Raw genomic sequence first — 26,980 nt, forward strand, 5'->3', positions numbered from 1 at the left:
TTCGGTCAGTCCCTGGGAAGGCCGAGAATCCGCTCGGCGACGACGTTGAGCTGGACCTGTGTGGTGCCTCCGGCGATGGTCAGGCAGCGGGACATGAGCATCCCGTGCACCGCCCGCTCGCCGGCCCCCTCGCACACCGCGCCCGCCGGGCCCATGAGTTCCAGGGCGAGTTCGGCGGTCTTCTGCTGGTGCGGGGTCTGTACGAGTTTGCGTACGGACGCGCCCGCGCCCGGTTGCGCTCCCGAGACCTGTTGGAGGGTGGTCCGCAGGCCGATGCAGGCGAGCGCGTGGGCCTCGGCGGCGAGGGCGCCGATCCTGGCGCGGTAGGAGTCGTCAAGTGCGGCGGAGTGCGTGATCAGCGCCTCCAGGCCGGTGTCGAAGGTCATCTGGTCGGCCATGTGGACGCGTTCGTTGCCGAGGGTGTCGCGGGCCACCTTCCAGCCTCCGTCGACCGCCCCGACCAGTGCGTCGGCGGGCAGCAGCACGTCGTCGAGGAAGACCTCGTTGAAGAGGGCCTCGCCGGTGATCTCCCTGAGCGGCCGGACGTCGATGCCGGGGGTGGTCATGTCGATGACGAAGTAGCCGAGCCCCTTGTGCTTGGGCGCGGTCGGGTCGGTGCGGGCGAGCAGGATGCCGAAGTCCGCGGTGTGCGCGGAACTCGTCCACACCTTCTGTCCGTTGACCCTCCACGAGCCGTCGGCGGTCCGTTCGGCCCTGGTGCGCAGCGAGGCCAGGTCGGAGCCGGCGCCCGGTTCGGAGAAGAGCTGGCACCAGGTGAGGTCCCCGCGCAGGGTCGCCGGCACGTAGGCGTCCTGCTGCGCCGGCGTTCCGTGGGCGAGCAGCGAGGGCACGACCCAGGTGGCGATGCCGAGGTCGGCGACCTTGACGCCGGCCGCCTCCATCTCCTGTTGGACGACGAGCTGTTCGACGGGGCCGGCGCCGAGTCCGTAGGGGGGCGGGAGGTGGGGGGCCGCGTATCCGGTGGGTGCCAGGATCCGGCGGGCGGCGGCCGGGTCGAGCCCGTGCGCGTCCTCGATGGCGGCGCGGGCCTTCGCGCGGTGGCCCTCGGCCCGCGCGGGGAGTTCGAGGCGCAGTTCGCGGCGTGCCCCGCCGGCCGCGAGGCGCACGGCCCGTAACCGGTGGCCGTCGCCGGCGCCGAGCAGTTGCCGGGCGACGATGGCCCGGCGCAGGTGGATGTGCGCGTCGTGTTCCCAGGTGAAGCCGATGCCGCCGAGGACCTGGACGCAGTCCTTGGCGCAGGAGTAGGCGGCGTCGAGGGCGGTGGCGGCGGTCAGCGCGGCCACCAGGGAGCGCACCTCGGCCGGTTCGTCCGTCGCCCGGGCGGCGTCCCAGACCAGGGCGCGGGCCTGTTCGAGGCGTACCAGCATGTCGGCGCACAGGTGTTTGACGCCCTGGAACCGACCGATGGGCCGGCCGAACTGCTCGCGCGTCCTGGCGTACTCGGCGGCGGTGTGGACCGCCCAGGCGGCGGTGCCGCAGGCGTCGGCGGCGAACAGGGCGCAGGCCAGGTCCCGGACCAGGGCGGCGTCGAGGGCGAGGAGGCGGCCGGGCGGCACGGTGATCGCGCGTGCGCGCACCTCGGCCGTGGGCCGGGTCGGGTCGGCGCTGTCGTGGGTGCGGATGTCCAGGCCGGCGGCGTCCACGGCGAACCAGTGGGTGCCGTGGGCCGCCTCGGCGGCGAGCAGGACGAGGTCGGCTTCCCCGGCGCCGAGCACGGGCGGCGCGAGGCCGTCCAGGAGGTGGCCGCCGCCCTCGACGGCGACGGCGGTCAGGCTGCCGGGGCCCAGCGCGACGGCCCCGACGCGGGTGCCGTCGGCCAGGGTCGCGGCCAGTTCGCCGGCCCCCGCCCGGTCCAACAGGACGGAGGCGAGGGCGCCGGCGAGGTAAGGGCCGGGGAGGGCGGCCCGGGCGGCCTCCTCCACGGCGACGGCGAGGTCGAGCAGGTTGCCGCCCTCCAGGTGGGGTGCGAGCAGTCCGGCGTCGGCGAGCGCGTCCCAGTACGCGGGCCGCGCCCCGGTCCCGGGCGGGCCGTCGAGCAGTTTGCGCACCTCCTCGGGGGGCACGGTGCGCGCCGCCCAGCCGCGCACGGCCTCGGCCAACTCCTGGTGTTCCCGCGTGATTCCGATGCCCATACGGTTCCCTGCCGCCTCTCCGACGCTTCCGGCCGGCGCCGGTCGTCCCCCTGAACGCGGGTCAGAGTAGAACACGTTCCATTCTGACGGAAGGTCAGGTGTCGGATGGCGCCAAGATCAACGAGAATCGGCCATGGCCCGAAATCGCTCTAGCTCGGGTCCATCCCAAATGATCGAATCTGGGACGTTAACGCCGACTTCAATTCACTTCCGAAAGGAAATGACCAGTGAATTCCGTGACGTACGTGGACCTCCACCAACAAGTCGCCTCGGACATCGACATCGAAATCGAGGCCGCCCTCGCACGGCTCGCCCCCGCCTCGGGCACGAGCGCCGCCAAGAGTGCGGTCGTCAGACTGCTCCGGCATCAGAAATTGAGGCATCCGCTCTCGGTGCTGCCGATGTTGGTGCACGCCATCGAGACGGGGAAACCCGGGCCGGCCGCACCGTTGTCCGCCGTGCACGTGCTGTGGTGGACCTCGGCCTGTTATCTCGACGACCTCGCCGACGGCGGCGGCACGACCGCCTCCGAGACCCTGAGCCAGAACGAGGCGCTGCTGGCCTCGGTGATCAGCGGAACCGTGCTCCCGTTCCAGATCGTCCGGGCGCTCCCGGTGTCGGCGGAGACCCAGGTCGCCCTGACGGCCGAGGTCGCCACCGGCTGGGTGGTGGGCACGGAGGGCCAGCTCGTCGACATCGACGGGGACGTCCAGCACGCCACCCGGGCCTCGGTGGTCGAGGCCTACCGCGGGAAATCCGGCGGGCCCTTCTCGATGATCACGGCCATGGCGGCGATATTGGCCGACGCGAGTGAGGAGAAGGTCGAACTGTGGCGGGAGTTCGGCTACGTGTTCGGCATTCTGTGGCAGATATTCAACGACCAGGAGGACATCCTGTCCGGTCGCAATGAGGATCTCCTCAACGGGACGGTCACCTACCTGCTCACCTGCGCCCTTGACGGGGCTTCCGCCCTCCCGGCCCGGGAACACCTCCTGGACGCGTGCGCCGCCGCGCGGCACTCCGAGGAGGGGCGCGCGGAGCTGACACGTCTCCTCCTCGCGCCGGACGTGCTCGACCGGTACCGCGCGGACCTCGACGGGTTCCGCGACGCCTCCCACCGCCTCCTCGACGCGCTGGGCGGCGACGAGCGGCACCTGGCGATCCTGCGGCACCTCGTGGACCACGCGGCCGGCATGTCCCTCCGGCCGGCGCCGCCCGCTCCGGTGGCCACCTCCGTGTGACCCGGCTCCGTGTGACCGGTTCCGTGTGACCGGTTCCGCGTGACCGGCTCCGTGTGACCGTCGGGGAAGGAACGATCCGGCGCGCGGCCTCGGTCTCGCGCCGGAACCCGCCCCGGCCTGTCGGTGGGATGTCGGGCGGCCGGCGGGTCCGTCGGTGGCGCACACGCGAGGTGTCGGTGGCCGGCGCGAGGGTGGAGGTCGGGTTGCCCGAGGGGCAGCCGCAGCCGACCTCACCACCAAGGGAGCCCCGCCCTCATGCCGTCCGCATCCTCCCCGTCCTCCACCCCGCCCTGGAACGTCCGACGGCTCCCCGGCGCCGCCGGCCGTACCGTCCTGGTGACCGGCGGCAACGCCGGCATCGGGTACTTCGTCGCGGAACAGTTGTCGACGACCGGGGCCGGCGTCGTGCTCGGCAGCCGCGATCACGCCAGGGCCGAGGCCGCCGCGGCCTCGATCCGCGCGCGGGTTCCCGGTGCGCGGGTGCGGGCCGTACGACTGGATCTCGCGGACCTCGCGTCGCTCGAAGCGTCGGTGGAGTCCCTGGGAGTGGAACGCCTCGACGCGGTGGTCCACAACGCCGGCGTCGCCCTGGACGACCCGCCGCGCGAGGAGACCGGCGACGGTCACGAGCTGATGTTCGGCACGAACCACCTCGGGCACTTCGCCCTGACCGCCCGGCTCATGCCGCTGCTGTCGGCCGCCCCTGCGGCCCGCGTGGTCAGCACGGGCAGTTTCGCGGCGAAGTCCGAGCGGCTCGACCTGGACGATCTCCAGTCCCGGAGGGACTACCGGCCCAAGCGGACCTACGGGCGCTCCAAGTTGGCGCAGATGTACTTCGGCCTCGAACTCGACCGCCGCCTGCGCGCCGCCGGCAGCACGGTGGCGAGCGTGGTCGTCCATCCCGGCGGCGCGCTGGACTCCCTCACCCCGTCACGGCCACCGGTCCACGTGCGCACCACGGCCGCACGGCTGGGCGCGGCGCCCGCGGCCCTCCTCCTCCAAGGCAAGCACGCCGGCGCGTGGCCGGCGGTCCGGGCGGTGCTCGACCCGGCCGTGCGCGGAGGGCAGGTGTGGGGGCCGCGCCACTTCGGCCTGCGCGGCGAGCCCCGACGCGAACCGCTGTGGGACCACCTCACCGACACCGTCGTCGCGGCCCGCCTGTGGGAGGCGAGCCGCGACCTGACGGGCGTCGACCCCTGCGCTCTCCCCGGCTAGCCGAGGACAGCGGATCAGACGCTGCGCACGAACTCTGCGAAGGCCTCGGGGGCGACGGTGAAGACGGGGCCGTCCGGGACCTTGGAGTCCCGGACGGCGACCAGGTGCGGGCGGGCGGCGATCTCGACGCACTGACCGCCGGTGTCGCCGCTGTAGCTGGACTTGACCCAGTCGCCACCGATCGGGGCGCATTCGACGCAGTCACCGCCGGTGTCGCCGCTGTACGAGGACTTACGCCACCGCGCGCCCGTCAGGTTCTGGATGCTGTCCATAACGCTCCTCCATTACGCGGGCGATCAGCGCCGTCGAGTCCTCCAGGGAGAGGGCGGCGGCCTGGAGGTGATCGTAACGGAGCGACCCTTCCCTGAGTGCCTGTGGATTGGCCGTCATATGACCCTGGACGAAGTCCTCGGTGTACACGAGGTCCGGGTCCCCCTCGAACCGCAACAGGTTGAAGGAACCCATCAACCCCGCATGGGCACCCGCCTCGAACGGCAGGATCTGCACCCTCACCCACTCGCGCCTCCGCAGCTCCAACAGGTGCGCCAGTTGATTTCGCATGACCTCCCGGCCGCCGATCTCCTGGTGGAGCGTGGCCTCGCTCAGCACGACCCACATCAATGGCGGGTTCTCGCGGTCGAGTATCCGCTGCCGTTCCATGCGGGCGGCCACCTTCGCGTCGAGGTCCCCTTCCGTCCGCACCCCCAGCACCGCCCGCGCGTAGTCGGGGGTCTGCAACAACCCATCCACCAACTGCGCCTGGAAGGTGGAGATGTACGCCGCCTTCGCCTCCATCTCCGCGTACGGCTGGAACCACGTCGGGAGTTGGCTCCGCAGCACCAGCCCCACCAGTCGTGAGAACAGCCCGCCCGTGTCGAGCGCCGCGTCCAGCCGTTCCGAGAAGCCCCTGGTCGGGACCTTCCGGGCCGTCTCGATCTGCCCGACCAGTGAGCCCGCGCAGTAGAGGATGCCTCCCAACTGCCCCTGCTTGAGTCCTGCCCCCTCCCGCAGGCGGCGCAGTTCGGAACCGTAGTAGTCCAGGGCCGAGGCACTGGGGTCGAGATCACGGATGTTGACCATGGAGCGGTCACCTCCAAGTACACGCCGTTCGGCGTTCGGTTCGGTCCGTAGCCGAGCGTAACCAGATCGCTCCACGCTGGTCTCATGAACCGCACAACTGAGTATTCAGATAGCGAAGTTGATGAGAGCTATCGCATGGGGTTCACCGTCGGTGAGCACTCCGCCCGTCACTTGCGGCGCATCCTGCGCATGTACCTCGCCAGTTGGGGCCTGGCCTCGCTGACCCATGCCGCCGAGCTGGCGCTCACCGAGCTGATCGCGAACGTCGTGCGTCACGTGCCGGGCCGGGGTTGCTCCGTGCTCATCCTGTGCCGGCCCGGCGGTCTGCGGGTCGAGGTGTCGGACGACTGCCCCGCGCTCCCCCGAGTGGCGGAGCCGCCCGGCTGCGAACTCGCCGAGGGCGGGCGGGGGCTGCTGCTGATCGACGCCGTCACCGATCGGTGGGGCGCCGAACCGAATGCCACCGGCAAGACAGTGTGGTTCGAGTGCGACGGGTGAGGCTCCGACCCGTCCCCGGCCCCCACTCGGGACCCGCCCGCACTCGGCGATAATGCTCCTGCCGAGCGGGCGGAGCAGGGTGTGACGGGGGTCCTCGACTTCGGCATCGCCAAGGCCCAGGGCGGCCCCGGTACGGAACTCACGGCCACCGGCATGATCATCGGGTCCTTCCCGTACATGGCGCCGGAGCGCTGGACCGGTGGCGCGAACGGGGTTCCCGTCGACGGGCGTTGCGACCTGTACGCCCTCGGCTGCGTGCTCATGGAGCTGCTCACCGGCAGCCGCCCGTTCCCCGCCCGTGAGATGCACGAGCTACTCGCCCAGCACCTCACGACGGAGCCGCCCGCGCCCGGTTCGCTCCGCGAGGGGCTGCCGGCCGCGCTGGACCCCCTCGTGCTCGACCTGCTCGCGAAGGACCCCCGGCAGCGTCCGGCGACCGCGCGGGAGGTGAGCCTGCGCCTCGCGGAGATCGCCCGGGGCGCGGCGGCCGACCCCGCCCACACCCCCGCTCCCGCCCCCGTACCGGCCGCTCCGGCGGCCCCGGCCGTCGCGTGGCCGCCCCCGCCCGCCTACTCCCCCACCGTGCACACCGCTGCCGGGGATCCGGTCCGGGCGATGTTCGGGCGGCGGCTGAACCTGCTGTTGGAGGACGCGCCGACCGACCTCCCCGAGCGGCTGGGCATGCTGGTCGCCGACCTGACGGAGGAGCTGGGGGCGCACGACGCGCTGACCGTGCGGGCCGCGTACCACCGGGCCATGGCCGTACGGGGGCAGTCGGCCACGGAGCTGGAGCGCATCCTGCCGAGGATGATGCGGGTGCTCGGTCTGGAGCACCCCGACACCATCGCCGCACGCGCCGCGTACGTCGGTGAGGCCGCGGCCCACGGGCCCGGCGACGGCCGCCGCCACGAGGACGAACTGCGCGAGATCATCGAACAGGCGGCCCGGGTCCTCGGCGCCGACGATCCCGTCACGCTGACCGCCCGCTACCACCTGGCCGGAGCCCGCCGGCGGGGTGACGGCGGCCCGGACGGGGAGTGGGGTTCGCGCACACCGGAGCAGGCGCGGAGCGAGCGCGAGTGGCTGGGCCCGCTGCTGCCCGACCTCGAACGCCGGCTGCCGGCCGACAGCCCCGTCCTGCTGGACGTACGGCGCCGACTGGCGCACGCCGCCTGGCTGCTCGGCGACCACCCGACCGCCGCCCGGCTGTACCTGTGGCTGTACCCCGATCCCGAGGAGCCGGCCGAGCGCGGCCACGCGGAGGTGGCGTACCGGGTGGCCCGAAGCATCGGCGAAGCCGGTGATCCCGCCCGTGCGCTGACCCTCCTGAAGCCCCTGCTGCACCGGCTGCACCTCACCGCCGGCAACACCCACTGGCTGACCCGCGAGGTGACCGACGTCCGCGCGGACTTCCGGCGGATGCTGTGGGAGGACCGGCGCGCGGACCTCGGCGGTGGCCTGTCCCGGCTCTTCGGCCGCTGATCGCGCGCGACCGCGGGTCACGGGCCCCCGGCCGTGGCGTCCTACCGGACGGTAGGGCAGCATGGGCGGCCACTCACCCGCAGCTCAGGAGGAATGACATGGCCAGCCCCAAGCCGGAGACCCTCGCCGCTTTCGAGGCGGCCAAGGGCTTCATGCCCGTGGGCGAGGGCCTCGCCCTCCACGCGGCCGCGACGTCCGCGGCGGCGCTCGGGCTGCCGCTGCTGGAGGTCGGCACGTACTGCGGGCGTTCCACGATCCTGCTCGCCGACGCCGCCCGCGAGGCGGGGGTGTCCGCGATCACCGTCGATCACCACCGGGGCAGCGAGGAGCAGCAGCCGGGCTGGGAGTACCACGACCCGACGGTGGTGGACCCGGAGATCGGCCTGATGGACACCTTGCCGACCTTCCGCCGCACCCTGCACCGGGCGGGTCTGGAGGACCACGTGATCGCGATCGTGGGGCGCTCCCCGCAGGTCGCCGCGGCCTGGGGCGGCCCGCTGGGCCTGGTCTTCATCGACGGCGGGCACACCGACGAGCACGCGAGCGGCGACTACGAGGGGTGGGCCCCGCACCTCGCGGTGGGCGGCACGCTGGTGATCCACGACGTGTTCCCGGACCCGGCCGACGGCGGGCAGGCCCCGTACCGGATCTACCTGCGCGCGCTGGCCTCCGGGGCCTTCGAGGAGATCTCTGTCACGGACTCGCTGCGGGTCCTGCGCCGCACCGACCAGGGCATATAACCGGGACACCGCCAGGCATACAAACACACCACGCCCCCGGATGGAGCACGGTCCGTCCGGGCGGCGGGCGGCCGGTCTAGCATCGCCGGGTGCGCTACGACGACAACCCCCCGCCCCCCGAGTCCGGCTCCTCGGTCACCCCGGACCGGCACTGGTTCACGCGCCGCTCCACCCTCGCGGTCGCGGCCGCCGCCCTCGCCCCGACCTGTCTGGCGGGCTGGGTCCTGACCCAGGTCCTGACCGGGAACGGGCAGGACGACCACCGACCGCAGGCGTCGCCGCCCGCGTCCCACACGCCCGCCGCGGACGCCAAACCGAGCACGGCCGCCGAGCCCACGCCCGCGCGCCCCACCCCGAACGGCAGCACGTCCGGCGCCCCCACCGCCGACAAGGCCCCGCTCACCGGCCGGACGGTGGTCATCGACCCCGGCCACAACACGGGCAACTTCAAGCACACCAAGGAGATCGACCGCCAGGTGGACATCGGCACCCACCACAAGGAGTGCGACACCACCGGCACCACCACGAACTCCGGCTACATGGAGGCCGAGTTCACCATGGACGTGTCCCGCCGGCTGCGCACCGCCCTGGAGTCCAAGGGCCTGAAGGTGCTCCTCACCCACGAGGCCGGAACCGAGCGCCCCTGGGGTCCCTGCATCGACGAGCGGGCCCGGATCGGCAACGAGGCCACGGCCGACGCCGTCGTCTCGGTCCACGCCGACGGGGTCTCCGAGGGCAGCCGCGGCTACCACGTCATCCTTCCCGCCAAGGTCAAGGGCGGTGGCGCGGACACCGCGAAGATCATCGAGCCCTCGCGACTGCTGGGCGAACGCATCGCGACCAACTTCGCCCGCACGACCGGTTCCGGCCCCGCCAACTACCTGGGTTCCGGCACGGGTTTGGTGGTCCGCGACGATCTGGGCGGACTGAACCTCTCAACTCGCCCCAAGGTGTTCATCGAATGCGGCAACATGCGTGACGCCAAGGACGCGGCTCAACTGACGAGTCCGCAGTGGCGCCAGAAGGCCGCGCAGGGCATCGCGGACGGCATCGTCGGGTTCCTCGGCGGGTAGTCCCACCGGGACAGCCCGCCGCCCCGGTCCGCTCGGTCACGGAAAACCTCCGTACCATGGTGCCGCCCGCCCCGCTCCAGTCCTGATCTGCGACCGCGGCACCACGAGACGACCGAGACCGAGAAGGACACCTGAGACGTGAACATCCGCTCCCTCACTCGAGGCGACGGCGTGGTGATCGGAGCAGCGGTGCTGCTGTTCATCGCCTCGTTCCTCGATTTCTACTCCGCGACCGGCATCGACACGCCGAGCGCCTGGGACACCGACGTGTACCGCCTGGTGCTCCCGACGGTCTTCCTGCTCGGGTTCATCGCGGCGGGTCTGGTCCTCGCGGCCCGGTTCCTGCCGCAGGGCCGCCAGCTCGCCGGGCTGCCCATGCAGGCGTGGGGCACCGTACTGGCCGTGGCGGCGGCCTGGGCCGCCCTGTGGTCCCTGATCACCTGCCCGAGCGGCGCCGACCTGGGCGCCGGCAGCATCATCGCCTTCCTCGCCACCCTGGCCCTGGCCGGCGTGACCCTGTTCGGCGACAAGCTCCCCGCGCTGGCCGGCAAGCTCGTGCCCGAGGCCCGGCCCGCCGCCGTCCCGCCGTACGGCGGCCAGCCGCTCGGCCAGCAGCAGCCGCCCGGCGCCGGCTACGGCTACCCCGGCGGCCAGCAGCCCCAGCCGTACGGGCAGACCCCGCAGCCCGTACCGCCCTACGGCGGCGCCCCGCAGCCGAACCCCACGCCCGCCCCGGCCCCGCAGGACGCGACGCCCGCCCCGGCGGCGGACTTCACCCCGTTCTGGTTCGCAGTGCCGGTGACCCGGTCCCTGTTCGCCGAGGACGGCTCGCACAACCCGATCGCGGAACTCGCGCCGGGCACCTGGTACCTGGCCGTCGACCAGCGCGGCCCGTCCACGCTGATCGCCCAGACCCAGGACGGTCGACGCGGCGTGCTGAACGAGACCTCGGACATCCAGCGCGGCTGAGGCCCCCTCGCCCGCACGGCCGACGACCCCCGCCCTCCCGGGCGGGGGTCGTCGGTCTTCCGGGGACGGTGGTCGTGCCCTACAGTCACCTGACGCATCGTCAGGAACGGCGGTGGCTGTCGGCGGCTTCGCGGAGGGAACCCCCATGCGCCTCGGACTGGCACTCGGCTACTGGGGGCGCGGCCCCAACCCGAACCACCTCGACCTCGCCACCGAGGCCGAGAACCTCGGCTACCACTCGGTGTGGACCGCCGAGGCCTGGGGCTCCGACGCCTTCACCCCGCTGACCTGGATCGCCGCGCACACCTCGCGGATCCGCCTGGGCACCGCCATCGCCCAGATGTCCGCCCGCACCCCCACCGCCACCGCCATGCACGCCCTCACCCTGGACCACCTCTCCGGCGGCCGGATGACACTGGGCCTGGGCCTGTCCGGGCCGCAGGTCGTCGAGGGCTGGTACGGGCGCCCCTTCCCCGCCTCCCCGCTCACCGCGACCCGCGAGTACGTGGACGTCGTCCGCCAGGTCCTGCGCCGCGAGGCCCCCGTCGCCCTGGACGGCCGCTTCCACCACCACCCGTACCGCGGCGAGGACGGCACCGGCCTCGGCAAACCACTCAAGCCGATCACCCACCCGCTGCGCGCGGACCTCCCGATCCTGCTCGGCGCGGAGGGCCCCCGGAACATCGCCCAGACCACCCGGATCGCCGACGGCTGGCTCCCCCTGTACTGGTCGCCGTCCCGCACCGACGTGTACCGGGCCTCCCTCGCCGACCTCCCCGAAGGCTTCATGATCGCCCCGATGGCCCGGGCCCACGTCTGCGAGGACGTCGCCGAGGGGCTCCTGCCCGTCAAGGCGATGCTCGGCTTCTACATCGGCGGCATGGGCCACGCGGCCCACAACTTCCACGCCGACCTGATGGCCAGGATGGGCTACGAGGACGAGGCGCGCCGGATCCAGGAACTGTTCCTCGCCGGCCGCAAGGAGGAGGCCGTCCTGGCCGTCCCCGACGCGTTCGCCGACGAGATCTCCCTGATCGGACCCCGGGAGCGGATCGCCGAACGCCTCGACCTGTGGCGCAAGGGCCCCGTCACCGACCTGCTCCTCACCGCCCCCGACCCGCACACCCTGCGGGTCCTCGCGGAACTGAACGCCTGACGGCTCAGACCTGCTCCGCCCGCGGCACCGCGTCGAGGAACTCCCTCAGGTCCAGCGCCATCACCGCGATCTCGACGTCGGCGCCCCCCGGGCGGGCGCACGTGACGATCCGCGAGCCCGGGTTGATGCTCATGCCCTCCTTCACCGACGGCGCCCGCACCCCCGTGGCCCGCGCGCCGGCCAGCTCCACCACGGGGCCCCGCTGCGGCTCCCAACGGGGCGCGCCCCCGTCCACGTACAGCCGGCCCATGCGCCAGCGCCCCTCGCCGGCGGGCAGCCGTGCCATGCCCGGCAGCCCGGGCACCACCTCGGCGGCCTGCCGCTCGCGGTGCTTGCGTCGCACCAGCCACCCGACCCCGGCCACCGCTGCGGCAGCCACCACGAACTCGATCACGCGCCCCATTGAAACAGCCGCGGCCGGCCGTCGCGTGCCGGCGGGCCCGGGGTCGAGGGGCCGCGACGCCTCCCGACCCCGGGCCCGCCCGGGGACGCGGCCGGTCAGCCGCCGAGCTGGGAGGTGCTGGGAACCTTGTCGGTCACCACGGCCCCCGCGCTCTTGCCGGCGTCCTTGACCCCGTTGATGACGCTCTCGAAGGCGCCGATGTCGGCGTCACCCGCCTGCCCCTTGCGGAGCTTGGTGGCGAGACCCTTGAGGGACGCGATGCTCGCCGTCAGCGGGGCCACCGCCTTGGACAGCAGGGGATCGCCCTTGGCGTTGTCGGTCGCCGCCTTCAACCGGTTGTAGGCGAAGGCACCCGCCAGACCCGCCTTGATCAGCGCGAAGGTACGGCCCTTCGCGCCCTTCTTGAACTTGCCCGCCTGGTACGGCTTGACGATCCACTGGTACGTCGCGCCGGCCGCGAGACCGGCGTTCGCGACGAAGCGGGTCTTCGCGAACTTCTGCTTCTCGGCGGACGTGCTCGGCGCGGGAGTCGCGGCGGCGGCCTCCTCGGCGGCCAGCACCTCGACGGCCGAGGCCTCCGCGGCCGCCTGGTCGGCCGCCGTGGCCGCGGACAGCGAGACGTCCTCGCTCTTGGATTTCCCGCCCCCGTCGGAGCCACAGGCGGTGGCGCCGGCCAGCAGCGCACAGGACAGGAGCACCGACGTGACGGCACGACGGAATCGAACGGTTCTGGGTACGGACACAGTTGCCTCCGGGGACTGAGGTGTCCTCCGCACCCTCACCCGGGCCGTGCGGCTCCGCCACTTGGGGGACCCGTTCGGGGGTTTGCGGCGCGCCTGCGCGGCAACACGGGGTGCATGCCCACACACACCCGAGTACACACCCGAGGAAGCAGTTCAGCGGGCCGGGCCGTCGCCCTGGTGGCGGACGTCGCAGCCTTCGTGATCGGCCTGTGGATCCTGCTGTTCCTGCTCGACGCCAACCAGGGCAACTCCTTCGTCGACCTCGTCCACGACGCGGCGACCTGGCTGGCCGGCTGGTCCTACGACCTGTTCACCTTCGACCGCGCCTGGGTCCAGGTCGTCGTCGGCTACGGCCTCGCGGCCGTCGTCTACCTCTTCATCGGCCACGCCCTGGCGAGCCGACTCTCCCGCCGCTGACGCACGGGGCGTGTGGGGCCCGCGGGCCCCACACGCTCAACCGCAGCAGTCCGGCTCAAGCCCCCGCGGCAGGTTCAGCCCGCCGAAGATCTCGCCCGTCGCCTCGTCCCCGCCCAACGCGGCGACGGCCAACAACAACGATCCGGCCGTCCACGTGGTCTGCTCGACCGGCCACACCGCCCGGTCCACGAACTCGTACCCCGTCCAGTACATGCCGTTGTCGGCCCGCAGGTGCCCGATCGACCGCAGGATCTCCAACGCCCGGTCGGACTCCCCCAACGCCCACAGCGCGAGGGCCAGTTCACAGGACTCCCCGCCCGTGACCCACGGGTTCGGCAGCACGCACCGCACCCCGAGGTCCGGGACGACGAACTCCGCCCACCGCTCCTCGATGCGCGCCGTGGCCTCCGGCCCGGTCAACGCACCGCCCAGCACCGGGTAGTACCAGTCCATCGAGTAGCGGGACTTGTCCAGGAACCGCTCCGGGTGCCGTCGGATCGCGTGCCCCAGCGCGCCCGCCGCCAACTCCCAGTCCGGCTGCGGGTCCTCGCGGTGCTCCGCGATGGCGAGCGCGCACCGCAGCGCCTGATGGATCGACGAGGACCCGGTCAGCAGCGCGTCGGTGACGGCCGCGCCGTCCGCCTCCCGCTTCCAACCGATCTCGCCGCCCGGCTGCTGGAGTCCCAGCACGAACTCCACCGCCGCGTACACGGCCGGCCACATCCGGTCCAGGAAGGGATCGTCGCCGGTCGCCAGGTAGTGGTGCCACACCCCCACCGCGATGTACGCGACGAAGTTCGACTCACGGCTCGCGTCCTGCGGGGCGGACGTGTCCACGCCCTCCGGCCGGTCCGCGTAGGCCGCGAACCAGGAACCGTCCTCGTTCTGGTGCCGCGCCAGCCACGCGTACGCCCGCTCCGCCGCCTCGTGCTCGCCCGCCACGTCCAACGCCATCGCGGCTTCGGTGTGGTCCCACGGATCGAGGTGATGGCCGCGGAACCACGGGATCGCCCCGTCCGCCCGCTGCGCCGCGAGGATGCCCGCGACGGTCCCGGCCGCCTCCTCGGCGGTCAGCACGCCGTCCAGGACCAGATGTTCGGTACGACCGGGGAACGTCACTTCGCCGCGTCCACGGGCAGGTGCGGCTTCGTCGCGTACGCCACGAAGCTCTTGCCGATCACCGGGTTCAGGGCCTGCTCCGCGAGGCGCGTGGCCAGCGGCTTCTTCATGATGTCCCAGACCAGCAGCTTGTGGTACGCCTTCACCGGCAGCGCCTTGTCGTTGTCGACGCCGAACGCGCACTTCAGCCACCAGTACGGGGAGTGCAGCCCGTGCGCGTGGTGCGTGCCGTACGGCTTGAGGCCCGCGGCCTCCATCTTGCCGATCAGCTCGTCCGCCTTGTAGATGCGGATGTGGCCGCCCTCGACCTCGTGGTAGGCGTCGCTGAGCGCCCAACAGATCTTCTCCGGGCCGTACCGCGGCACCGTGATCGCGATCCGGCCGCCCGGCTTGAGCACCCGCACCATCTCGGCGAGCACGCCCTTGTCGTCGGGGATGTGCTCCATCACCTCGGAGATGATCACGACGTCGAAGGACTCGTCGGGGAACGGCAGGGCCAGCGCGTCGCCCTCCATGGCGGTGGCGGTGGCGCCGACCGGCGCCTCGCCGGCCTCCTTCATCGCGGCGAACCACTTGGCGACCTCGCGGATCTCCTCGCCGTTGCGGTCCACGGCGACCACCTGCGCGCCGCGCCGGTAGCACTCGAAGGCGTGCCGGCCTGCGCCGCAGCCCAGATCGAGCACGCGGTCGCCTGCGGCGAGCGGGAACCGGGAGAAATCGACGGTCAGCACGGGGTCCTGCCTTCGCGGTCGCGGGGGTCTACGGGGTGGAACTCGGAACGGGGGTGACTCATCGGCGAGAGGTCAGCGCGCACGACGCGCACGGGCGGCCTGCTCGATGGCGGCCCGGTAGTGCACCACGGTCCCCTCGGCGGCCTTGGCCCAGGTGAACCGGGTCAGGACTCTGTCGCGTCCGGCGGCGCCGAGCCGCTCGCGCAGCGGGGCGTCACCCAACAGCCGGCCCAGCGCGGCGGCGAGCGCGCCCGCGTCACCGGGCGGCACCGCCAGGCAGCTCTCCCCGTCGGGCCCCGTCACCTCGGGGATCGCCCCGCCGGTGGTCGCGACCAGCGGGGTGCCGGTGGCCATGGCCTCGGCCGCCGGGAGCGAGAAGCCCTCGTACAGCGAGGGCACGCAGGCGACCTGCGCGCTGCGCACCAGGTCGACGAGTTCGGCGTCCGTGATGCCCTTGACGAAGCGGACCGCGTCCTGGAGTCCGTACGTGGCGATCGCGCGGGCGACCGGCCCCTCCTCGGCGCGCCGGCCCACGACGACGAGGTGCGCGTCGGGCTGTTCCGTGCGGAGCTTCGCGAGCGCCTCGACCAGGTGGACGAGGCCCTTCAGCGGCACGTCGGCGCTGGAGGTCGTCACGATCCGCCCGGGCACCTCGGCCACGGACGCGTCGGGCGACCACAGGTCGGTGTCGGCGCCGATGTGCACCACGTGGATGCGCTCGCCGCGGACGCCCAGGTGCTCGGCGATCTCGACCTGCGAGGAACCCGACACGGTCAGTACGGACGGCAGCCGGCGGGCGACCCGGCCCTGCATGCGCGTGAACCCGTACCAACGGCGCACCGAGAGCCGCTTCTTGCGGTCCTTGGCGGCGGCCAGGTCCAACGCGCGGTCCACGGTGATGGGGTGGTGGATCGTCGTCACCAGCGGCGCGCCGAGGTCCCCGAGCAGCCCGTACCCGAGCGTCTGGTTGTCGTGGATGACGTCGAACTCACCGGCGCGCGCGGCCAGGTGCCGGCGCGCGCGCAGCGAGAAGGTCAGCGGTTCGGGGAAGCCGCCGGTCCACATCGTGGCGACTTCGAGGGCGTCGATCCAGTCCCGGTATTCCGCCCGTTTGGGCGTACGGAACGGGTCGGGGCTTCGGTAGAGGTCCAGGCTCGGCAGCTCGGTCAGCGTGGCCCCGGTGTCGAGCACCGGGTAGGGCTGGGCGCCGATGACCTCGACACTGTGGCCGAGCCGGACGAGCTCCCGCGAAAGGTGGCGGACGTAGACGCCCTGGCCGCCGCAGAACGGGTTCCCCTTGTAGGTGAGGAGTGCGATGCGCAACGGGCGGTCACCTTCGGTGGCGGAACTCGCGAAAGGGCTCGTCACCACGGCCTCTGCGGTCACTCTCGGCCCCCTTCTCCCTGCACTTTCGCCGGAGCGTAACCGCTCGGATAATGTAGAACAAGTTTCAGACTTGATCCGTCTGAGAGCATTGAATCTACCGGCCGGAAACCCCACCGTAAGAGGCGGAGCAGGTGATTCACGCCACGACCCCGACGCCTGACACGCCGGCCCCGGACCGGCCCCGGATCAGCCCCGGAACGGCCGGCGCAACGACACTGAACGCCTTGGAACGGGACAGATGACAGCGGAAGTGAAGGCCGTGACCACCCCGGCGTCCCCGCCCCTGACGGAACGCCAGGAGGCGCGCCGGCGCCGCATCCTGCACGCCAGCGCCCAACTCGCCGGCCGGGGCGGTTTCGACGCGGTCCAGATGCGGGAGGTCGCCGAGGCGGCCGGCGTGGCGCTGGGGACCCTGTACCGGTACTTCCCGTCCAAGGTGCACCTGTTGGTCGCCACCATGCAGGACCAGCTCCAGCACATGCACACCACGCTCCGCAAGCGCCCCCCGGCGGGCGACGATCCGGCGGCCCGGGTCTCGGAGACCCTGATGGGCGCCTTCCGGGCCCTCCAGCGCGAACCGCACCTCGCCGACGCGATGGTGCGCGCCCTCACGTTCGCCGACCGGAGCGTGAGCCCCGAGGTGGACACGGTGTCCCGGCTGACCACGGCGATCATCCTGGACGCGATGGGCCTGGACGCCCCGCCGACGGCGGAACAGCTCTCGGCGGTGCGCGTGATCGAGCACACCTGGCACTCGGCGCTGATCACCTGGTTGTCGGGCCGTGCCTCGATCGCCCAGGTGAAGATCGACATAGAGACGGTCTGCCGCCTGATCGACCTGACGACGCCGGCCCCGACCCCGGCCAAGGCGCGGTCCGGCGCCCCGGGAAAGTCCTGATCCCGCCGTAGGGCTTGCCGGGGCGTCGAACCGTGCCTTGGGCGGGGCCGGTTCCCCTACTCCTCCGGCGGGAACACCGCCTCCCCGCTGCCCAGCAGGGTGATCGTGATCGCCTCGACGGGGCAGCCCTCGGCCGCCGTCAGGACCGGTTCGTTCGCGTCCGTCTCGGGGGCCGCCGGGTGGGACTGGCGCGCCGAGTCGAGGGAGAAGCCGGCCGGGGCGTGGTTCACGCACATGCCGGAGCCGATGCAGACGCCCCGGTCCACCTCCACCTGCCAGCGGTCCCCCATCACGCGTCCGTCTCGGGGGCGGCCGGCGGCCGGTACCCGGCGGGCAGGTGGATCATCTTGTGTTCCAGGTACTCGCCCAGTCCCTCGGGGCCGAACTCCCTTCCGACGCCGCTGTTCTTGTAGCCGCCGAACGGTCCGAGCATGTCCAGGCTGAAGGTGTTGACGTTGAAGGTGCCGGTGCGCACTGCGCGCGCGAAGTCGATGCCGTGTTCCACGTCGCCCGTCCAGACGCTGCCGCTGAGTCCGAACTCGGAGTCGTTGGCGATCCGCGCAGCCTCGGCCTCGTCGCCGTAGGGGATCAGGCAGACCACGGGCCCGAAGATCTCCTCGCGGGCGATGCGCATGGAGTTGTCGACGTCGCCGAACAGGGTGGGTTCGACGTACCAGCCCTGATCCAGACCGGCGGGACGGCCACCGCCGACGAGGATCTTCGCGCCCTCCTCCTGTCCGATCCGGATGTAGTCCAGCGAGCGTTGTTGCTGGCGGCGGGCCACGAGCGGTCCGAGCTGGGTCGCCGGGTCCAGCGGGTCGCCGACCACCAGCGCGCCGGCGGCGGCGGCGAGGGCCTCGGCGACCTCCGCGTACCGGGCGCGCGGGGCGAGGACGCGGGTCTGGGCGACGCAGGCCTGACCGTTGTTCATCCAGGCCGCCGGGACGATGCCGGCGATGGTGGTCTCCAGGTCGGCGTCCGGCAGGATCACGGCCGCCGACTTGCCGCCGAGTTCGAGGGTGACCCGGGTGAGGTTGCGGGAGGCGACCTCCATGACGCGCCGCCCCGCGGCCACCGATCCGGTGAAGGCGACCTTGTCGATGCCGGGGTGCCCGACGAGGTACTCGCTGACCTCGCGGTCCGCCGGCAGGATCGACAGCACGCCCTCGGGCAGCCCGGCCTCGCGCACGATGTCGGCCAGGATGTAGGAGTCCAGCGGGGACTCCGGCGAGGGCTTGAGGATCACCGCGGAACCGGTCAGCAGGGCGGGTGCCAGTTTGGCGGCGGCGACGAACTGCGGGACGTTCCAGGGGATGACGGCGGCGACCACGCCGACCGGCTCCCGGCGGACCAGGATCGGACCGAGCACGCCCTGGCGGTGCTCCTCGTACGCGTAGTCGCGCGCCACCGTGATCGCGGCGTCGTAGACCATCATCGGGCCCAGCGCCTGGGCGAGGACGGACCACGAGTACGGGGATCCGTTCTGGGAGCTGATGGACCGGGCGATCTCCTCGTGCCGCACCGCGATGGCGTCCTTGACGCGCGCGACGACCGCGATCCGCTCGTCGAGGGACATCCGGGGCCAGGGGCCCTCGTCGAACGCCTTGCGCGCGACGGCGACGGCGCGGTCGACGTCCGCCGCGGTGGCGTGCGGGACGCTGCCGATGACCCGCCCGGTATGCGGGGAGACGACCTTGATGGTGTCGGTGCCCAGCGGGTCCGTCCACTCCCCGCCGATGAACAGTTGTCCGTGTTCCACGAGCTCGGTCATGGCTGAGGCCTCCTGCGGCTACCTGCGGCGCGACGTTCCAGAACTGATACCAGTTCTAGTTCCAGGAGTCCACGGTCTGGACGGAACGGCGGAGAAGATCCAACGGACATCCGACGGGTAGCCAGAAACCCGAAGAGATGGTCGACTTGGGCGACTACTGGAACAAGTTCTCTTTATCGTGTCCGGGTGGACGCACGACCGCCCGGACAGCCGGCAGACAGGGAGCCCTCGTGACACCTCAGGTCACCGACCACGGCGGAGGCGTGTGGGGCATCAAGGTCCCCATCCCCGACAACCCCCTCGGACACACCCTCGTCCACGTCCTCGACACCGACCGCGGCCCGGTCCTCGTCGACACCGGCTGGGACGACCCGGAGTCCTGGGACACCCTCGTCGCCGGCCTCGACGCGCTGGGCATCGCGATCACCGACGTCCACGGCGTGGTCATCACCCACCACCACCCCGACCACCACGGCCTGTCCGGCCGGGTCCGGGAGGCATCGGGCGCCTGGATCGCCATGCACGCCGCCGACACCGAGGTCGTCGTGCGGACCCGCTCCGCCGAACCGGGCGTCTGGTTCGACTACATGAGCGGGAAACTGGCCGTCGCCGGGGCCCCCGAGGAGCACATCGCCCCCCTGCGGGCGGCCCGCGCGAGCGGCCGGCTGCGGACCCTGCCCGGCCTGCACGCTGCCGTCCCCGACCGGGAGATCGTCCCCGGCGAACTGCTGCCCCTCGCCGGCCGGCGACTGCGCGCCGTCTGGACCCCGGGCCACACCCCCGGCCACGTCTGCCTCCACCTGGAAGAGGCCCATCCCGCGGGCCTGCCCGGCAACGGCCGACTGTTCTCGGGCGACCACCTGCTGCCCGGCATCTCCCCGCACATCGGCCTGTACGAGGACCCCTCCGAGCACCGGGTCACCGACCCCCTCGGCGACTACCTCGACTCCCTCGAACGCGTCGGCCGGCTGGAGCCCGCCGAGGTGCTCCCGGCCCACCAGCACCCCTTCACCGACGCCCCGGCCCGCGTGCGCGAACTCCTGGACCACCACGAGGAACGGCTGACCGGGCTGTGGGGGCTCCTCGCCACCCCCCTGACCCCGTGGGAGCTGGCGGAGCGGATGGAGTGGAACCGCCCCTGGGAGCAGATCCCGTACGGCTCCCGGAACATCGCCGTCTCCGAAGCGGAGGCACATCTGCGGCGGCTGGTGAAGCAGGGCCGGGCGGAGCCGGTACCGGGCAGCGACCCGGTGACGTACCGGGCCCTGTGAACCGGGTGCCGTGAACGGGGCCCCGGGGGCGGTACTCCGGGGGCGGTGCGCCGAGGGCCGCGGACAGCGGGCCGGGCGCCGTGGACCGGGCGCGGTAAGGGGCGCAGGGCCCCACGCCCCGGTCACCGAAACCTACGGGCCGGTAGAGTGGGCCCGTCGTCCACACTTCCGTACGGGGGGAAGCCGGTGCGAATCCGGCGCTGACCCGCAACCGTGACCCACCCCCGCGACATCGGGGCGGGGAGCCGGAATGCCCTGTACCGGAGGTGCGCGGCTCGTGCCGCCGGGTCTTCCGGCGGCCGGCACCGTCGAGGTAAACGGAGCCGGAGCCCGGTACCCGCGCGTGCCTGCCTCCGTTCCCCAGCACGAGAGGCACCCGCCCCACATGAACGTACGACGCAGCGCCGCCGCGCTCGCCGCCTCCGCCGTGCTCTGCGCGGGTGCCGCCCCCGCGGCCCTCGCCGCGCCCTCCCCCTCCCCGGCGCCGGTCGTCCCCTCGGGACTGTTCGGCAAGGCCGACCCGACGTACGACGGCGTGTGGCGCCAGTCGTTCGCCCTGCTCGCCCAGCGGACCGTCGGCGTACAGCCCGCCGCGCAGGCCGTGGACTGGCTCGTCGGCCAGCAGTGCGCCGACGGCGGGTTCGCGTCCTTCCGCGCCGACGCCTCGAAGGCGTGTGACGCGAAGACCGTGCTCGACACCAACGCCACCGCGGTGGCCGTGCAGGCCCTCAAGGCCCTCGGCGGCCACGACGCGGCGGTCAAGAAGGGCGTGGACTGGCTGAAGTCCGTCCAGAACGAGGACGGCGGCTGGGCCTACGCCCCCGGCTCCCCCAGCGAGGGCAGCTCCACCTCGGTCGTCATCAGCGCGCTGGCCGTGGCGGGCGAGAAGCCCGCCGACGTGAAGTCGAAGGCGGGCAAGTCCGCGTACGACGGTCTGCTCTCCTTCCAGTTGGGCTGCTCCGCCGAGCCGGCCGCCGACCGGGGCGCCTTCGGGTACCAGCCGGCCGACGGCAAGCTCGCGGCGAACGCCGACGCGACCGCCGCCGCGACGCCGGCCGCGCTCGGCAAGGGCGCGGTCGTCACCCCGGCCGGTACGGACACCCCGGCCACCGCGCTCGCCTGCCCGGCGACCGCCGGCGACCCGACGGCCGCCGCCCAGGGCGCCGCCGGGAACCTCGCCGAGGCCCTGAAGAAGGACGGCCACCTCACCGCCGTCACCCCCGGCTCCGACCAGCCCACCCCGGACACCGGCAACACCGCCGACGCGGTGATCGCCCTGGCCGCGGCCGGCCACAAGCAGTCGGCGGCCGGCGCGCTGGAGTGGCTGAAGGCCAACTCGGCCGAGTGGTCCAAGGGCAACCCGGCGGCCCTGGGCACCCTGATCCTCACCGCGCACGCCATGGGCACCGACCCGAAGGCCTTCGGGTCCACCGACCTGGTCGCCGCGCTGAACGCGACGGGCCCGGCGCCGTTGTCGGCGACCCCGAAGGCGCGGGCCTCCGAGGACGCCGACAAGAAGAAGGACGACGAGGGATCCGGCGATCAGAGCCTCTGGTGGATCATCGGCACGGGCGCCGCGGCCGGCATCGGCATCGGCATCCTGCTGAGCGGCCGCCGGAAGAAGAACCAACTCTGATGCGCGGGCGGCCCGCTCGCCGGTTCCCGGCCCTCGCCCTCGCCTTCGGCGTCCTCCTCGTGCTGCTCGCCTCCGCCCCCGCGACGGCGTCGAGCTACCGCTACTGGTCGTTCTGGGACGGCGGTGCGAACGGTTCCTGGTCGTACGCCACCCAGGGCCCCTCGTCGGCGCGCCCGGCGGACGGCTCGGTACAGGGGTTCCGCTTCGGCGTGAGCAAGGACGCCGGGGACCAGTCCGGGCGGCCGCGCGCCGACGCCGACTTCGACGCCGTCTGCTCCGCGACCCCCGCGGAGCAGGGCCGCAAGCGGGTGGCCCTGGTCATCGACTTCGGCCTCCCCGCGGAGGCCCCTTCGGGTGAGACCCCGCCCGGGGACGCGCCGCGCACGGCCTGCGCACGGGTGGCCCCCGACGCCACCACGGCGGAGGCGCTGGCGGCGGTCGCGAAGCCGCTGCGCTACAACAGCGCCGCGCTGCTGTGCGGGATCTCGGGTTACCCGCGCCAGGGCTGCGGCGAGCCGATCGCCGACGACGCCGGGCAGCAGCCGTCGGCGTCCGCGCCGTCGTCCACGTCCTCTTCCTCCGCGTCCGCCCCGTCCTCGGCGTCGTCCTCGGGCGGTTCCGGTGGGCCCTCGGCGGGGCTCGTCGTGGGCGTCGTGGCGGTGGCCGCGCTGGCCGCGGCCGGCGTCTGGCAGTCCCGCCGCCGCGCCCGATGACGGATCCGGCGCGCTTGTCCGGTACGGCGTCGGGCACCGGATCCGGCGCCACGTCCGCGTCCGCGTCCGGGGCGGGGTCCGCGTCCGGCACCGCTGCCGCCGCCGTGACCGGGGCGGGGTCCGCCGTGTCCGAGACCACCCACGGCGCGGCGGTCGGCGGCGTGACACCGCCCCGGCGAAGCCGGCTCGCGGCGGCGAAGACCGACCCGCACGGGCCCTCGTACGAGAAGAGGCCGCACCTGGCCCCCGAGGCGCGGCGCGGGAACGCCCTGCACGCGGGGGCCTGGTGGCTGTGGGCGCTCGGGCTGGCCACGGCCGCCTCCCGGACGACCAACCCCCTCCTCCTCGGCCTGATCGTCGGCGTCGCCGGCTACGTGGTCGCCGCCCGCCGGACCTCGGCCCCGTGGGCGCGTTCGTACGGGGCGTTCGTCAAGCTCGGCCTGTTCGTCATCGGCCTGCGCCTGGTCTTCTCCATGCTGCTCGGCTCCCCGCTGCCCGGCTCGCACACCCTCTTCACCCTGCCGGAGGTTCCCCTGCCGGCCTGGGCGCAGGGCATCCGCTTCGGCGGCAGGGTGACCGCCGAGCAGTTGGTGTTCGCCTTCTACGACGGCGCGAAGCTGGCCACCCTCCTCATCTGCGTGGGCGCCGCCAACGCCCTCGCCAATCCGGCCCGGCTGCTGAAGTCCCTGCCGGCCGCCCTGTACGAGGCGGGCGTCGCCGTGGTCGTCGCCATGACGTTCGCGCCGAACATGGTCGCGGACGTGGTGCGGCTGCGGACCGCCCGCCGGCTGCGCGGACGCCCCACCGGCGGGGTCAAGGCCGTCCTCCAGATCGGTCTGCCGGTCCTGGAGGGCGCGCTGGAACGCTCGGTGGCGGTGGCAGCCTCGATGGACGCGCGCGGGTACGGGCGCACGGCGCAGGTTCCGCCCGCCGTCCGGCACACCACCAACGCGCTCACCCTCGGCGGGCTCCTCGGCATGTGCGCGGGCACGTACGGGCTGCTCGCGGCGGAAGGCGCCGCGTTCGGCCTGCCGCTGCTCCTCGTCGGGCTGGTACTGGCCCTGGCGGGCCTGCGCCTGGGCGGCCGGCGCAGCGTCCGCACCCGGTACCGGCCCGACCTCTGGGGCCTTCGGGCCTGGCTGGTCGCCGGGTCGGGGGCGGCGGTCGCGGGCCTGTTGATCTACGCGGGCACCCGGGACCCGGAGGCGTTGCGCCCGGGGGTCGTGCCCCTGGTCGCGCCCACGCTCCCGCTGTGGCCGGCGGCCGCGATCCTCATCGGCCTGCTTCCCGCCTTCGTGGCACCCGTTCCGCCGAAGGAGGCGTCGCAGTGATCCGTTTCGAGCAGGTGTCGGTGACCTACGAGGGAGCCGCCGGACCGGCGCTGCGCGGCGCGGACTTCCTCGTGCCGGAAGGGGAGCTGACCCTGCTGGTCGGCCCGTCCGGTGTCGGCAAGTCGACTCTCCTGGGGGCGGTCTGCGGGCTGGTCCCGCACTTCACGGGCGGCCGGCTGAGCGGCCGGGTCACGGTCGCGGGACGCGACACCCGTACGCACAAGCCGCGCGAGCTCGCCGACGTGGTGGGCACGGTCGGCCAGGATCCGATGGCCCACTTCGTGACGGACGTGGTGGAGGACGAGCTGGCCTACGGCATGGAGTCGCTGGGGCTCCCGCCCGCGGTGATGCGCCGCCGGGTCGAGGAGACCCTCGACCTGCTGGGCCTCAACGAACTCCGCGACCGCCCCATCGCCACCCTCTCGGGCGGGCAGCGACAGCGGGTCGCGATCGGCTCCGTGCTGACCCCGCACCCGCGCGTGCTGGTCCTGGACGAACCCACCTCGGCGCTGGACCCGGCGGCGGCCGAGGAGGTCCTGGCGGTGCTCCAGCGGCTGGTGCACGACCTGGGCACCACGGTGCTCATGGCGGAACACCGCCTGGAGCGGGTGGTCCAGTACGCGGACCGGGTGCTGCTCCTGCCGTCGCCGGGCGCGGCCCCGGTCATGGGGAGTCCGGCGGAGATCATGGCGGTCTCCCCCGTGTATCCCCCGGTGATCTCCCTGGGCCGGCTCGCGGGCTGGTCCCCCCTGCCCCTGTCGGTCCGCGACGCACGCCGTCTGGCCGGCCCCCTGAGGTCCCGCCTGCCGCAGGACGCGGGGGCGGGCCCGGCCCCGGCGGCGTTCGAGGGGTTCGAGGCGGGGCGCCGGGCGCCGTCCGGACCCGCGAAGGCGCCGGGTACGGCGAGCCGCCCCGAGGGCCCGGGCCGGCTGGCCCGGCTGCTGCGCCGCACCCCGCCCGCGCCCGCCGCCGGGCCCGGCATCGACGTCACGACGACCACGGTCACGGGCGTGTCCGTGCGTCGGGGCCGGGCCGAGGTCCTCCACGGGATCGACCTCACGATCGCCCCCGGCGAGACCGTCGCCCTCATGGGCCGCAACGGCGCCGGCAAGTCCACCCTGCTCGCGACCCTCGTCGGCACGATCGAGCCGACCACCGGCAAGGTGCTCGTCGGCGGTCGCACCCCGCACCGCACCCCGCCGCCGGAGATGGTCCGCCACGTCGGGCTGGTCCCGCAGGACCCCCGGGACCTGCTGTACGCCGACACGGTCGCCGCCGAGTGCGCCGCCGCCGACTCCGACGCGGGCGCGGCGCCCGGAACCTGCCGGGACCTGGTGACGGCGCTGCTGCCGGACGTGCCCGACGACACCCACCCCCGGGACCTCTCCGAGGGGCAGCGTCTCGCGCTCGCCCTGGCCCTGGTCCTGACCGGCGAGCCCGCCCTGTTGCTGCTCGACGAGCCCACCCGCGGCCTGGACTACGCCGCCAAGGCCCGGCTGATCGGGATCCTGCGCTCGCTCGCCGCGTCGGGGCACGCCGTCGTCCTGGCCACGCACGACGTGGAACTCGCCGCCGAGCTCGCGCACCGGGTGGTGATCCTGGCCGGCGGGGAGATCGTCGCGGACGGCCCGACGGCCGAGGTGGTGGTCTCCTCCCCCGCCTTCGCCCCGCAGGTGGCCAAGATCCTGGCGCCGGGGCAGTGGCTCACGGTGTCCCAGGTCGCGCGCGCCCTCTCCGGGGGCTCGGGGGGCTCGGGTGACTCCGGGGGCTCCGGGGGCTCCGGGGACGACGGCACGGCCGGGGGGCTCGCCCCATGAGCACCCCCCGCACCCCCCGCACCACGCGCATCGCCGACCCGGCTGATCCGACCGGCCCGGCGGGCCCGGCAGGCCCGGCGGGCCCGGCAGGCCCGGCGGGCCCGGCAGGCCCGGCGGGCCCGGCAGGCCCCGTCGACGGCACCACCCGTTCCACCCGCCCCACCCGTTCCGTCCGTTCCGTCCGTCCCGTCCGCATCGGCCCCCGCGCCGCCGTCGCACTGGTCCTGGTCACCCTGATCGGCATCGTCGCGTTCGGCTGGCCGCTGCTCGCGGACCGGCAGTCGGGGTTGGCCCACTCCCAGGACGCCCCGTGGCTCTTCGCGGCGCTGCTGCCCCTCCTCGTCGCGGTCGTCGTGGCGACGATCGCCGACAACGGCATGGACGCCAAGGCCGTCGCGATGCTCGGCGTGCTGGCCGCCGTCGGTGCGGCGCTCAGACCGTTGGGCGCGGGCACGGCGGGCCTGGAGCCCATGTTCTTCCTGATGGTGTTGAGCGGCCGGGTGCTGGGTCCGGGCTTCGGCTTCGTCCTGGGCTCGGTGACGATGTTCGCGTCCGCCCTGCTCACGGGCGGGGTCGGGCCGTGGATGCCGTTCCAGATGCTGGCGTTGGGCTGGTTCTCGCTGGGGGCCGGTCTGCTGCCGGGTCCGGACCGCATCCGGGGGCGGGTGGAACTGGGCATGCTCGCGGCGTACGGGTTCGTGGGCTCGTTCGCGTACGGCACGATCATGAACCTCCAGGGGTGGGTGATCCTGCAGGGCATGGGGCAGGGCGTCTCCTTCCACCCCGGGGACCCGGTGGCCGAGAACCTGGCGCGGTTCGTCGCGTACTGCCTGGCGACCTCATTGGGCTGGGACCTGGGGCGGGCGGCGCTGACCGTGGTCCTGACCCTCACCCTCGGCGCCACCCTGCTGAAGGCCTTGCGGCGGGCGACCCGAAAGGCCGCCTTCGATGCACCAATTTCCTTTGATTCGGGGGTTTAGTCCGTTTCCAACCCCACGCCCAGAAGGAGTACGGGCGAGCACGGAGGGTGAGATTCGGGGCCCCCGCCGGTGACCCGCCCCACAGGACGCACGTCACATACGAAAGGGACTAGTAGCCCCCAAGGGGTCCGTATCCACCCCCTGCGAGCGGCCCCCA

26 protein-coding genes and 1 riboswitch are annotated in these 26,980 nt (G+C 73.4%); of the genes, 16 read left to right on the forward strand and 10 right to left on the reverse strand.

Translation table 11 applies throughout. The annotated features are described in order from the left end of the window. Window positions 1–5: 5 nt before the first annotated feature. Window positions 6–2,153: an acyl-CoA dehydrogenase gene (locus ACFYW3_RS06705; RefSeq protein WP_389385730.1), complete on the reverse strand. Its 2,148-nt coding sequence runs from the start codon at window positions 2,151–2,153 to the stop codon at window positions 6–8. Between the two features lie 227 nt (window positions 2,154–2,380). Here ACFYW3_RS06705 and ACFYW3_RS06710 point away from each other — a divergent pair, with 227 nt between their 5' ends. Both ACFYW3_RS06710 and ACFYW3_RS06715 read left to right on the forward strand, forming a co-directional pair. Continuing rightward, the gene (locus tag ACFYW3_RS06710) at window positions 2,381–3,394 is read left to right on the forward strand and encodes a polyprenyl synthetase family protein (protein ID WP_389385731.1); all 1,014 of its coding nucleotides are present in this window, start codon (window positions 2,381–2,383) and stop codon (window positions 3,392–3,394) included. Between the two features lie 255 nt (window positions 3,395–3,649). Next, window positions 3,650–4,609, forward strand: a complete 960-nt coding sequence (locus ACFYW3_RS06715) for an SDR family NAD(P)-dependent oxidoreductase (RefSeq protein WP_389385732.1) — start codon at window positions 3,650–3,652, stop codon at window positions 4,607–4,609. 14 nt (window positions 4,610–4,623) lie between these two features. Here the strand turns inward: ACFYW3_RS06715 and ACFYW3_RS06720 are convergent, their stop codons facing one another. Then, the gene (locus ACFYW3_RS06720) at window positions 4,624–4,881 is read right to left on the reverse strand and encodes a DUF397 domain-containing protein (RefSeq protein WP_389385733.1); all 258 of its coding nucleotides are present in this window, start codon (window positions 4,879–4,881) and stop codon (window positions 4,624–4,626) included. Then, on the reverse strand, window positions 4,841–5,689 hold the full coding sequence (locus ACFYW3_RS06725; protein ID WP_389385734.1) for a helix-turn-helix domain-containing protein: 849 nt from the start codon (window positions 5,687–5,689) through the stop codon (window positions 4,841–4,843). Before ACFYW3_RS06725 ends, ACFYW3_RS06720 begins: the two co-directional genes overlap by 41 nt. 135 nt (window positions 5,690–5,824) lie before the next feature. On the opposite strand from ACFYW3_RS06725, the gene ACFYW3_RS06730 reads away from it, so the two are divergent. The 6 genes from ACFYW3_RS06730 to ACFYW3_RS06755 all read left to right on the forward strand — a co-directional run bounded on the left by ACFYW3_RS06730 (window position 5,825) and on the right by ACFYW3_RS06755 (window position 11,607). After that, a complete protein-coding gene (locus ACFYW3_RS06730) occupies window positions 5,825–6,187 on the forward strand; it encodes an ATP-binding protein (RefSeq protein WP_351751515.1) in 363 nt (120 codons plus the stop codon). A gap of 81 nt (window positions 6,188–6,268) precedes the next feature. Next, window positions 6,269–7,669 (forward strand): serine/threonine-protein kinase, encoded by a 1,401-nt coding sequence (locus ACFYW3_RS06735; RefSeq protein ID WP_389385735.1) that lies wholly within the window; start codon window positions 6,269–6,271, stop codon window positions 7,667–7,669. Between the two features lie 98 nt (window positions 7,670–7,767). Further along, on the forward strand, window positions 7,768–8,409 hold the full coding sequence (locus ACFYW3_RS06740) for a class I SAM-dependent methyltransferase (RefSeq protein WP_351751517.1): 642 nt from the start codon (window positions 7,768–7,770) through the stop codon (window positions 8,407–8,409). An 89-nt stretch (window positions 8,410–8,498) separates the two neighbouring features. Beyond that, window positions 8,499–9,482: an N-acetylmuramoyl-L-alanine amidase gene (locus tag ACFYW3_RS06745; protein WP_389385736.1), complete on the forward strand. Its 984-nt coding sequence runs from the start codon at window positions 8,499–8,501 to the stop codon at window positions 9,480–9,482. A gap of 138 nt (window positions 9,483–9,620) precedes the next feature. Continuing rightward, the gene (locus tag ACFYW3_RS06750) at window positions 9,621–10,451 is read left to right on the forward strand and encodes a hypothetical protein (protein WP_351751521.1); all 831 of its coding nucleotides are present in this window, start codon (window positions 9,621–9,623) and stop codon (window positions 10,449–10,451) included. Window positions 10,452–10,596: 145 nt separating this feature from the next. Then, window positions 10,597–11,607 carry an LLM class F420-dependent oxidoreductase gene (locus tag ACFYW3_RS06755; RefSeq protein WP_389385737.1) on the forward strand — a complete coding sequence of 337 codons (1,011 nt, stop codon included), beginning with the start codon at window positions 10,597–10,599 and terminating at the stop codon, window positions 11,605–11,607. Between the two features lie 4 nt (window positions 11,608–11,611). Here ACFYW3_RS06755 and ACFYW3_RS06760 read toward each other — a convergent pair whose 3' ends face one another. Both ACFYW3_RS06760 and ACFYW3_RS06765 read right to left on the reverse strand, forming a co-directional pair. Next, window positions 11,612–12,001 (reverse strand): hypothetical protein, encoded by a 390-nt coding sequence (locus ACFYW3_RS06760; protein WP_389385738.1) that lies wholly within the window; start codon window positions 11,999–12,001, stop codon window positions 11,612–11,614. 104 nt (window positions 12,002–12,105) lie between these two features. Further along, window positions 12,106–12,708, reverse strand: coding sequence for a hypothetical protein (locus ACFYW3_RS06765; protein WP_351382193.1), 603 nt, complete (start codon window positions 12,706–12,708; stop codon window positions 12,106–12,108). A 159-nt stretch (window positions 12,709–12,867) separates the two neighbouring features. Here ACFYW3_RS06765 and ACFYW3_RS06770 point away from each other — a divergent pair, with 159 nt between their 5' ends. After that, a complete protein-coding gene (locus ACFYW3_RS06770; RefSeq protein ID WP_351751525.1) occupies window positions 12,868–13,170 on the forward strand; it encodes a hypothetical protein in 303 nt (100 codons plus the stop codon). 36 nt (window positions 13,171–13,206) lie between these two features. On the opposite strand, the gene ACFYW3_RS06775 is transcribed toward ACFYW3_RS06770, so the two are convergent. The 3 genes from ACFYW3_RS06775 to ACFYW3_RS06785 all read right to left on the reverse strand — a co-directional run bounded on the left by ACFYW3_RS06775 (window position 13,207) and on the right by ACFYW3_RS06785 (window position 16,406). Beyond that, a complete protein-coding gene (locus tag ACFYW3_RS06775) occupies window positions 13,207–14,289 on the reverse strand; it encodes a prenyltransferase (protein WP_351751526.1) in 1,083 nt (360 codons plus the stop codon). Beyond that, a complete protein-coding gene (locus tag ACFYW3_RS06780) occupies window positions 14,286–15,020 on the reverse strand; it encodes a class I SAM-dependent methyltransferase (RefSeq protein WP_053679060.1) in 735 nt (244 codons plus the stop codon). The genes ACFYW3_RS06775 and ACFYW3_RS06780 overlap by 4 nt, the downstream gene beginning before the upstream one ends. A 72-nt stretch (window positions 15,021–15,092) precedes the next feature. Next, on the reverse strand, window positions 15,093–16,406 hold the full coding sequence (locus ACFYW3_RS06785) for a glycosyltransferase family 4 protein (RefSeq protein WP_351751527.1): 1,314 nt from the start codon (window positions 16,404–16,406) through the stop codon (window positions 15,093–15,095). Window positions 16,407–16,644: 238 nt separating this feature from the next. Here ACFYW3_RS06785 and ACFYW3_RS06790 point away from each other — a divergent pair, with 238 nt between their 5' ends. After that, window positions 16,645–17,304, forward strand: a complete 660-nt coding sequence (locus ACFYW3_RS06790) for a TetR family transcriptional regulator (protein WP_351751528.1) — start codon at window positions 16,645–16,647, stop codon at window positions 17,302–17,304. 56 nt (window positions 17,305–17,360) lie between these two features. On the opposite strand, the gene ACFYW3_RS06795 is transcribed toward ACFYW3_RS06790, so the two are convergent. Then, a complete protein-coding gene (locus ACFYW3_RS06795) occupies window positions 17,361–17,594 on the reverse strand; it encodes a ferredoxin (RefSeq protein WP_266947351.1) in 234 nt (77 codons plus the stop codon). Beyond that, entirely contained in the window at window positions 17,594–19,075 is a 1,482-nt protein-coding gene (locus tag ACFYW3_RS06800; protein WP_351751532.1) for an aldehyde dehydrogenase, read from the reverse strand. Before ACFYW3_RS06800 ends, ACFYW3_RS06795 begins: the two co-directional genes overlap by 1 nt. 230 nt (window positions 19,076–19,305) lie before the next feature. On the opposite strand from ACFYW3_RS06800, the gene ACFYW3_RS06805 reads away from it, so the two are divergent. The 6 genes from ACFYW3_RS06805 to ACFYW3_RS06830 all read left to right on the forward strand — a co-directional run bounded on the left by ACFYW3_RS06805 (window position 19,306) and on the right by ACFYW3_RS06830 (window position 26,823). After that, window positions 19,306–20,346 carry an MBL fold metallo-hydrolase gene (locus ACFYW3_RS06805; RefSeq protein ID WP_389385739.1) on the forward strand — a complete coding sequence of 347 codons (1,041 nt, stop codon included), beginning with the start codon at window positions 19,306–19,308 and terminating at the stop codon, window positions 20,344–20,346. 176 nt (window positions 20,347–20,522) lie between these two features. Then, window positions 20,523–20,602, forward strand: a riboswitch (cobalamin riboswitch). Between the two features lie 129 nt (window positions 20,603–20,731). Continuing rightward, the gene (locus ACFYW3_RS06810) at window positions 20,732–21,982 is read left to right on the forward strand and encodes a prenyltransferase/squalene oxidase repeat-containing protein (protein ID WP_389385740.1); all 1,251 of its coding nucleotides are present in this window, start codon (window positions 20,732–20,734) and stop codon (window positions 21,980–21,982) included. Then, window positions 21,982–22,695, forward strand: coding sequence for an SCO2322 family protein (locus tag ACFYW3_RS06815; protein ID WP_351751537.1), 714 nt, complete (start codon window positions 21,982–21,984; stop codon window positions 22,693–22,695). Before ACFYW3_RS06810 ends, ACFYW3_RS06815 begins: the two co-directional genes overlap by 1 nt. A gap of 125 nt (window positions 22,696–22,820) precedes the next feature. After that, entirely contained in the window at window positions 22,821–24,026 is a 1,206-nt protein-coding gene (locus tag ACFYW3_RS06820; protein WP_389385741.1) for an energy-coupling factor transporter transmembrane component T, read from the forward strand. Then, window positions 24,023–25,843: an ABC transporter ATP-binding protein gene (locus tag ACFYW3_RS06825; RefSeq protein ID WP_389385742.1), complete on the forward strand. Its 1,821-nt coding sequence runs from the start codon at window positions 24,023–24,025 to the stop codon at window positions 25,841–25,843. The genes ACFYW3_RS06820 and ACFYW3_RS06825 overlap by 4 nt, the downstream gene beginning before the upstream one ends. Next, window positions 25,840–26,823: an ECF transporter S component gene (locus ACFYW3_RS06830; RefSeq protein WP_389385743.1), complete on the forward strand. Its 984-nt coding sequence runs from the start codon at window positions 25,840–25,842 to the stop codon at window positions 26,821–26,823. Before ACFYW3_RS06825 ends, ACFYW3_RS06830 begins: the two co-directional genes overlap by 4 nt. Window positions 26,824–26,980 lie beyond the last annotated feature (157 nt).

It is taken from the genome of Streptomyces sp. NPDC002602 (assembly GCF_042889445.1).
Lineage (GTDB): Bacteria > Actinomycetota > Actinomycetes > Streptomycetales > Streptomycetaceae > Streptomyces.

What these genes read in the sequence shown, in the direction of transcription:
- ACFYW3_RS06740 (WP_351751517.1), top strand. Translation starts at nt 7,768, where the DNA reads ATGGCCAGCCCCAAGCCGGAGACCCTCGCCGCTTTCGAGGCGGCCAAG.
- ACFYW3_RS06800 (WP_351751532.1), bottom strand. Translation starts at nt 19,075, where the DNA reads ATGACCGAGCTCGTGGAACACGGACAACTGTTCATCGGCGGGGAGTGG.
- ACFYW3_RS06715 (WP_389385732.1), top strand. Translation starts at nt 3,650, where the DNA reads ATGCCGTCCGCATCCTCCCCGTCCTCCACCCCGCCCTGGAACGTCCGA.
- ACFYW3_RS06720 (WP_389385733.1), bottom strand. Translation starts at nt 4,881, where the DNA reads ATGGACAGCATCCAGAACCTGACGGGCGCGCGGTGGCGTAAGTCCTCG.
- ACFYW3_RS06830 (WP_389385743.1), top strand. Translation starts at nt 25,840, where the DNA reads ATGAGCACCCCCCGCACCCCCCGCACCACGCGCATCGCCGACCCGGCT.
- ACFYW3_RS06770 (WP_351751525.1), top strand. Translation starts at nt 12,868, where the DNA reads ATGCCCACACACACCCGAGTACACACCCGAGGAAGCAGTTCAGCGGGC.
- ACFYW3_RS06795 (WP_266947351.1), bottom strand. Translation starts at nt 17,594, where the DNA reads ATGGGGGACCGCTGGCAGGTGGAGGTGGACCGGGGCGTCTGCATCGGC.
- ACFYW3_RS06705 (WP_389385730.1), bottom strand. Translation starts at nt 2,153, where the DNA reads ATGGGCATCGGAATCACGCGGGAACACCAGGAGTTGGCCGAGGCCGTG.
- ACFYW3_RS06815 (WP_351751537.1), top strand. Translation starts at nt 21,982, where the DNA reads ATGCGCGGGCGGCCCGCTCGCCGGTTCCCGGCCCTCGCCCTCGCCTTC.
- ACFYW3_RS06755 (WP_389385737.1), top strand. Translation starts at nt 10,597, where the DNA reads ATGCGCCTCGGACTGGCACTCGGCTACTGGGGGCGCGGCCCCAACCCG.
- ACFYW3_RS06790 (WP_351751528.1), top strand. Translation starts at nt 16,645, where the DNA reads ATGACAGCGGAAGTGAAGGCCGTGACCACCCCGGCGTCCCCGCCCCTG.
- ACFYW3_RS06725 (WP_389385734.1), bottom strand. Translation starts at nt 5,689, where the DNA reads ATGGTCAACATCCGTGATCTCGACCCCAGTGCCTCGGCCCTGGACTAC.
- ACFYW3_RS06730 (WP_351751515.1), top strand. Translation starts at nt 5,825, where the DNA reads ATGGGGTTCACCGTCGGTGAGCACTCCGCCCGTCACTTGCGGCGCATC.
- ACFYW3_RS06810 (WP_389385740.1), top strand. Translation starts at nt 20,732, where the DNA reads ATGAACGTACGACGCAGCGCCGCCGCGCTCGCCGCCTCCGCCGTGCTC.